Below are 6,478 nucleotides of genomic sequence, written 5' to 3'. Positions count from 1 at the left end.
AAACTTCCACCTGCATGGAGAGTCGGTTCTTCCACCAGATTAAACCCAATCTCCTGCAACAACCCAGCCAAATCCGTCTTTAACAGCTGCCAAGCGGTTTCTGTTTCAAACAGCCACAAAAATAGGGAGATTGGAGGCCAAAATAGCGGATTTGTGGGACGATGAAAATCGACCAAGGCAAAGATACCTCCCGGTTTTAGTACCCGGTAAACTTCTTGGAGAATTTGCCGCAATCGATCGGGTTCCATTTCATGCATAGCAGCACGTTTCTGAATCGATCGTTAACCCTTGCAAAGGTAGTTGACGAAATCTTGCTTCCCCGCCTACACTCACAGCAGCTAAACGAGCGATCGCATCATACAACCACTGGTGTTGATAACTCCAAGTACTTAAAATAGTAGCCACTACTCTACCCGTAGTTAAAATCTGTATCTCTTATTGCAGACCCGAACCTTTAAAAGAATATTATTGTTAAAATCAGTAACGAAAATGAAAGATTTGGAAACTGTAACCGCTATGGGTCGTGTAGGAGTTTTGCTACTAAATCTGGGTGGGCCGGATGATTTAGAGGATGTTGGGCCTTTTCTGTTTAATCTGTTTTCCGACCCAGAGATTATCCGCATACCCTTTTCTGGGCTACAGAAACCCTTAGCGTGGCTGATTTCCACCTTAAGAACCAAAAAATCCCAAGAAAACTATCGGGAAATCGGGGGCGGCTCCCCACTGCGGCGGATTACAGAAGCCCAAGCAGAAGCGCTTCAGGCAAAATTGCAGCAACAAGGACAAGAAGCGAATATTTACATCGGGATGCGTTACTGGTATCCCTTTACAGAAGAAGCGATCGCTCGCATCAAACGCGACGCCATAGAACACCTGGTAATTCTCCCCCTCTATCCCCAGTTTTCCATTAGCACTAGCGGTTCCAGCTTCCGCCTTTTAGAAAGACTGTGGCAGGAAGACCCAGCACTGAGCCGAATCGAATACACCGTCATTCCCTCCTGGTATCACCAACCCAGCTACCTGCAAGCAATGGCTGAGTTGATTACCCAAGAACTGGACCAATTTCCCAATCCCGACCAAGTTCATCTCTTTTTTAGCGCCCACGGTGTTCCTGTCAGCTACGTTGAAGAAGCCGGAGATCCCTATCAAAGAGAAATTGAGGACTGCACCGCTCTAATTATGCAGACCCTCAATCGACCCAATTCCCACACCTTGGCTTATCAAAGTCGAGTCGGGCCAGTCGAGTGGCTTAAACCCTATACCGAAGACGCCCTAAAAGAACTGGGAGCCAAGGGAGTCGAACACTTGTTAGTTGTACCGATTAGCTTCGTCTCCGAGCATATTGAAACCTTACAAGAAATTGACATCGAGTACCGCGAACTGGCAGAAGAATCTGGCATCCACGACTTCCGCCGCGTGCCAGCATTAGATACTCATCCCCGCTTTATTGAAGCAATGGCGACTTTGGTGATTGATGCTCTCGACGCCCCCAGCTTGAAGCTATCCCAAGTCACACAGCTCAAAAAGAAAGTCAAAATGTATCCCCAAGAGCGCTGGGAGTGGGGCATGACCACAGCAGCAGAAGTCTGGAACGGACGGCTGGCAATGCTTGGCTTTCTTGCCTTAGTAATCGAGTTAATTAGCGGTCGCGGCCCTCTACACTTTGTCGGACTAATGTAAAAACTAAAAATAAAACAAAAAAGTAAAAAAGCCAAACTAAAAACAAACAATCCTTTCTTTTGCCTTTTTACTTTTGCTTTCCTTTAGTCGGGTTGCTGATAGTGTCCCCTAGAGCGTTTTTGTCCTCGATACCAGCGATACCATTCCTTAGAGCTGCGAATAGCCAGCCACAACAAAAGTAAGGCGATGAGTCCTCCATGCTTGGGCGCATCGAAGGCGAAGACCACCAAGACAACGCACAGAACATCTTGCAAAAAGACGACCCACAGCGGTAGACGCCGCAAGCGGTAGAACCAGCCGACCTGAACTAGCTGGAGGACGAACGCTAATAAGCTGCCCACCACAGCAACTATCCAGAGAAGGCCAGTGGAAGCGCCAGCAATTTGGGCAACGGCAACGCCCATAATCGCTCCGACAATTGGGCTGAAAAGTAGCTGGATCAGTTGCAGTACGCGCTGACCCAACAGCTTTTTCGAGGCGAACAGCTCAAATAACGACCAGCTGGTTAGCACTCCTAAAACGACAGGAGGAGGAAAGCGCGACAGTAGGGGCACGCTTGACCAGAGATTGGTACTATGCAATAGACCAATTACCAGCAAGGGAAGAGCTACTCTCATTCCTGCCGCCGCAGATGCAGAGAGTGCGGCTAAGATTTCAATCATAAGAATTCAGCCGACACAAGAACTGATTGCTTGACATCAGGGCAGACGAGAATTATTTCCTCTGTTTACAGTTTCACACTGCTTTAGAGAGCTTGCCACTAATTTCCAAGATATTTCATAAACAGCGATCGCGCTGATGGGTCATCCCCCCTCATCCGCTGTCCCAAACTCCACTTAAACCGGAATTGTGTCGCTTATTCTTAAAATGTTACATATAATACAGTTTTTTTTGTGTTTTAATGTTGGTAGGGAAAGTTAAGCGTCTTCCAAGAAAGAAAATTAATTGCAATACGTGCGACGCGCACACTTATTAAGTCGGTAAAAATAAACAAAAAATCCTCACTTTGCTGAGAAACTCGACGATGAGCAACTCGCAAAATTCCCTATTGAAAAATAGGTTTAGAGAGGGTTCGGTTTTTGCCTACTTAATTAAGAACCCTAGCCAAAGCAATCGTTTTCTATTGCGAGAATCTACTGAAACAGGTGGTGTAATTAAACATTACTTGTAGGGTTTGTAATGGGTAATTGGTTATGCTGCATACCAGTTAACTTTTTCACTTCCAATCCTCAAGAATTAGCTTAATTTGCACCATTCTGCTTTTCTTAAAGTGAAATTTGTATTTGCATACCAGCTTGATCGTGCAACAGGAGGAATCGTGGGATGTCAGACTCATTATTTGCTGATGCTAGCCAAAGATTAGAACAAGCCCTAAAATTTGTTTCTATTTCCGACGATGCAGCCGAACACTTAAAATATCCAAAAGCCAGCTTAGCCGTTTCAATTCCTGTCCGGATGGATAACGGCACTTTGAGGATTTTTCAGGGCTATCGTGTCCGTTACGATGATACCAGAGGCCCGACTAAAGGAGGGGTACGCTATCACCCCAATGTTTCAATGGATGAAGTGCAATCCTTAGCCTTTTGGATGACTTTTAAGTGTGCGGTATTAAATTTACCGTTTGGTGGTGCAAAAGGGGGAATAACCCTGAATCCGAAAGAACTCTCGAAAATGGAGTTAGAAAGGCTGAGTCGGGGTTATGTGGATGCGATCGCAGACTTTATTGGCCCTGACGTAGATATTCCAGCACCTGACGTTTACACGAATCCCATGATTATGGGTTGGATGATGGATCAATACAGTATCATCCGCCGTCAAATTACTCCAGCCGTTGTCACCGGCAAACCGTTAACAATGGGGGGTAGTTTAGGCAGAGATACTGCTACCGCTATGGGTGCTTTGTTTGTGATTGAAAGCATCATGAGCAAAGTCGATCGACTCCCTCAAGAGACAACCGTAGCTGTTCAAGGATTTGGGAATGCTGGTGCAGAGATAGCAGAATTACTCTACAAAGCCGGATATAAAGTTGTTGCGGTTAGCGATTCCCAAGGTGGTGTCTATTCCAAAAAAGGTTTAGATATTCCCAGTATTCGGCAATATAAAGTCTCCAGCAAAGGTATTAAAGCCCTCTACTGCCAAGACACCGTTTGCCACATGGATGAACACGAAGTCATCAGCAACGAGGAACTTTTAGCTTTAGATGTGGATGTCTTGATTCCCGCCGCCTTAGAAAATCAAATTAATGAGGCGAATGTCAAGGGTATCAAAGCAAAATATATCTTTGAAGTTGCTAACGGCCCGGTTAGTTCAGCCGCTGACAGAATTTTGGAAGAACGGGGAATTTACGTCTTTCCCGATATTTTAGTCAATGCGGGCGGCGTTACAGTCAGCTACTTTGAATGGGTACAAAATCGTAGCGGACTTTATTGGACGCTCAAAGAAGTCAATCAACGCTTAATGGAAAAAATGGTCGAAGAAACTGAGAAAATTTGGTCGATATCTCAGGAACTAGCGATTTCGATGCGAACAGCAGCTTACGTCCATGCTTTAAATCGGTTGGGAGAAGCTATCAACGCCAAGGGTACGCGAGACTATTATCTCAACGGTCGAGTTTATGCATAGTCCGTAAGTTAACGAGAGGCGGCGCTATCTAGGGCAGGGGATACCTCTGCCCTATTTCGTTGATATCATCCATCTGAAACCCCCAGCCATCGGCAAACTGCCCATTGCAGTTTATGGCGTAGATAGACAAAAACGTAAATACCTTGAGATTGGAAAAGCTCGGTCTGGAATCGAGAGTAATCTAGGATACCTGTTTAAGTCTTGCCATTGGATAGGGACATCCAGCCGCTTTTTAGAGTATCAAGTTAGATTTATAGAAAAAGCTAATTGCAATGCCTATTGTCTCGGCTGAGAAACTGAGCAAAGTCTACCCAGTGGCGGTCAAAGAACCCGGACTTAAGGGGACATTACAGCACTTTCTGCGCCGCACCTACCGCGAGGTAAAGGCGGTTCAAGATGTCTCCTTCGAGATTGAACCGGGGGAAGTCGTGGGGTTTTTAGGTGCCAATGGCGCGGGAAAAACGACGACTCTGAAGATGCTCACGGGGTTAATCCATCCCTCCGCAGGGAATGTAAGAGTGGCGGGACAGGTACCTTTCCAGCGACAGGCGTCCTTTTTGAAACAAATTACGCTGGTGATGGGGCAAAAGCAGCAGTTGCTCTGGGACTTGCCAGCGATGGACTCGCTGAGGATAAACGCCGCTGTTTATAACATCTCCGACAAAGAGTTTCGGCGCATGGTGGGGGAACTGACGGAGATGCTTTCACTGCAAGGCAAGCTAAATCAGCCGGTGCGGAAGCTTTCTTTAGGGGAACGAATGAAGGCTGAGTTGCTAGCCGCTCTCCTCCACCAGCCCAAGGTACTGTTTTTGGATGAGCCGACGCTGGGGCTGGATATCAATGCTCAGGTGGGGGTGCGGGAATTTTTGCGGGAGTACAATCAGCTCTATGGAGCGACGATTCTCTTAACCAGCCACTACATGGCAGATATCACGGCTTTGTGTCAGCGGGTGCTACTGATTCATCAAGGTCAGCTAATTTATGATGGTAGTTTGGATGGACTCCTAGACCGCTTTGCCCCCTACCGCGAGGTGAAAGTAGAGTTGGCGCATCCGCTACCGAAAGATGATGTAGAAAGGGGAAGTTTGGCATCTTTAAAGTCTTATGGTGAAATCAAAGCGGTAGAAGGTCAAGTAGTGCGATTGCTGGTGCGGCGGGAGGCACTGACACGCACAGTCGCTAAAATTTTGGCAGAAATGGATGTATTGGATTTGGCGGTGACTGACCCGCCGATTGAAGAAGTCATCGGTCAGGTGTTTCGGGCGGGAGTCGTTGTATGAGTTCAGCAATTAGAACAGCCAAAACTTTGCTGATAGCTTATTACGCTCATATGGTGGAGTATCGGGCAGAGTTATTTTTGTGGGCGTTATCAGGTTCTGTGCCCTTCATCTTGATGGGGATTTGGATGGAAGCAGCATCGCAAGGTGGACAATTTGGACTGTCGCCAGTAGATTTTGCCCGCTATTTCATTGCAGCTTTTCTGGTTAGGCAGTTTACGGTTGTTTGGGTGATTTGGGAATTTGAGAAGCAGGTGGTACAAGGGACGTTGTCTTCTCGACTGCTGCAACCCTTAGACCCGGTGTGGCATCATGTCGCTTCTCATCTTTCCGAACGCCTTGCCCGTTTACCGTTCATTGCGGGGTTGATAATCTTGTTTTTCACTCTCTACCCGAAGGCTCTTTGGTTGCCGAGTGTGGGGACAATTTTATTATTTTTCGGGGTGTTAGCGATCGCCTTCACTCTCCGCTTTCTCATCCAATACACGTTTGCTCTGTTCGCTTTTTGGACGGAACGCGCTAGCGCCATCGAACAATTCTGGTTTCTGCTGTATCTGTTTCTTTCTGGCGTTGTGGCACCCCTAGAAGTTTTTCCGCCAGCGGTGCGTGAGGTGGTGCTGTGGACGCCATTTCCCTATCTGGTGCATTTCCCGGCGGCCTTGTTGGTAGGGTTGCCAGTGGATTTAGGGCGGGGTTTGTTGGCAATGTTCGGTTGGTGTTTGCTGTTTTTTGTCTGGAATCGTTGGATGTGGCGGCGGGGATTGAAACAATATTCGGGGATGGGGGCGTAGGAAGAAAGAGGGGAAGAGTGCGATCGCTTTCGCCGTGTTGCTATCCGCAAATCGCGTTACTTTCAAATTGGCACACCTTGCAACCTTGAGAAGATGCAACGATATCTA

General features: G+C 47.1%; 5 protein-coding genes and 1 pseudogene. 4 read left to right on the top strand and 2 right to left on the bottom strand.

Features of this window, described 5'->3' with window-relative positions; genetic code table 11:
- Positions 1 to 405 (bottom strand): annotated as a pseudogene (locus H6F50_RS23085) (methyltransferase domain-containing protein); the annotation flags it as partial.
- A gap of 111 nt (positions 406 to 516) precedes the next feature.
- On the opposite strand from H6F50_RS23085, the gene hemH reads away from it, so the two are divergent.
- Positions 517 to 1,680: a ferrochelatase gene (hemH, locus tag H6F50_RS23080; RefSeq protein WP_190430498.1), complete on the top strand. Its 1,164-nt coding sequence runs from the start codon at positions 517 to 519 to the stop codon at positions 1,678 to 1,680.
- An 83-nt stretch (positions 1,681 to 1,763) separates the two neighbouring features.
- Here hemH and H6F50_RS23075 read toward each other — a convergent pair whose 3' ends face one another.
- Entirely contained in the window at positions 1,764 to 2,342 is a 579-nt protein-coding gene (locus H6F50_RS23075) for a DUF4126 domain-containing protein (RefSeq protein WP_190410108.1), read from the bottom strand.
- Between the two features lie 661 nt (positions 2,343 to 3,003).
- On the opposite strand from H6F50_RS23075, the gene H6F50_RS23070 reads away from it, so the two are divergent.
- The 3 genes from H6F50_RS23070 to H6F50_RS23060 all read left to right on the top strand — a co-directional run bounded on the left by H6F50_RS23070 (position 3,004) and on the right by H6F50_RS23060 (position 6,370).
- Positions 3,004 to 4,302, top strand: coding sequence for a Glu/Leu/Phe/Val dehydrogenase (locus H6F50_RS23070; protein WP_190430497.1), 1,299 nt, complete (start codon positions 3,004 to 3,006; stop codon positions 4,300 to 4,302).
- Between the two features lie 272 nt (positions 4,303 to 4,574).
- The gene (locus H6F50_RS23065; RefSeq protein ID WP_190430496.1) at positions 4,575 to 5,582 is read left to right on the top strand and encodes an ATP-binding cassette domain-containing protein; all 1,008 of its coding nucleotides are present in this window, start codon (positions 4,575 to 4,577) and stop codon (positions 5,580 to 5,582) included.
- The gene (locus H6F50_RS23060) at positions 5,579 to 6,370 is read left to right on the top strand and encodes an ABC-2 family transporter protein (RefSeq protein ID WP_190430495.1); all 792 of its coding nucleotides are present in this window, start codon (positions 5,579 to 5,581) and stop codon (positions 6,368 to 6,370) included. The genes H6F50_RS23065 and H6F50_RS23060 overlap by 4 nt, the downstream gene beginning before the upstream one ends.
- Positions 6,371 to 6,478 lie beyond the last annotated feature (108 nt).

This window comes from Coleofasciculus sp. FACHB-712, assembly GCF_014695635.1.
GTDB lineage: Bacteria > Cyanobacteriota > Cyanobacteriia > Cyanobacteriales > FACHB-T130 > FACHB-T130.
This window is presented reverse-complemented; position numbering and strand designations above follow the sequence as displayed.

Excerpts from the sequence above, each read along its gene's own strand:
- hemH (WP_190430498.1), top strand. The coding sequence starts at position 517 with ATGGGTCGTGTAGGAGTTTTGCTACTAAATCTGGGTGGGCCGGATGAT.
- H6F50_RS23075 (WP_190410108.1), bottom strand. The coding sequence starts at position 2,342 with ATGATTGAAATCTTAGCCGCACTCTCTGCATCTGCGGCGGCAGGAATG.
- H6F50_RS23065 (WP_190430496.1), top strand. The coding sequence starts at position 4,575 with ATGCCTATTGTCTCGGCTGAGAAACTGAGCAAAGTCTACCCAGTGGCG.
- H6F50_RS23070 (WP_190430497.1), top strand. The coding sequence starts at position 3,004 with ATGTCAGACTCATTATTTGCTGATGCTAGCCAAAGATTAGAACAAGCC.
- H6F50_RS23060 (WP_190430495.1), top strand. The coding sequence starts at position 5,579 with ATGAGTTCAGCAATTAGAACAGCCAAAACTTTGCTGATAGCTTATTAC.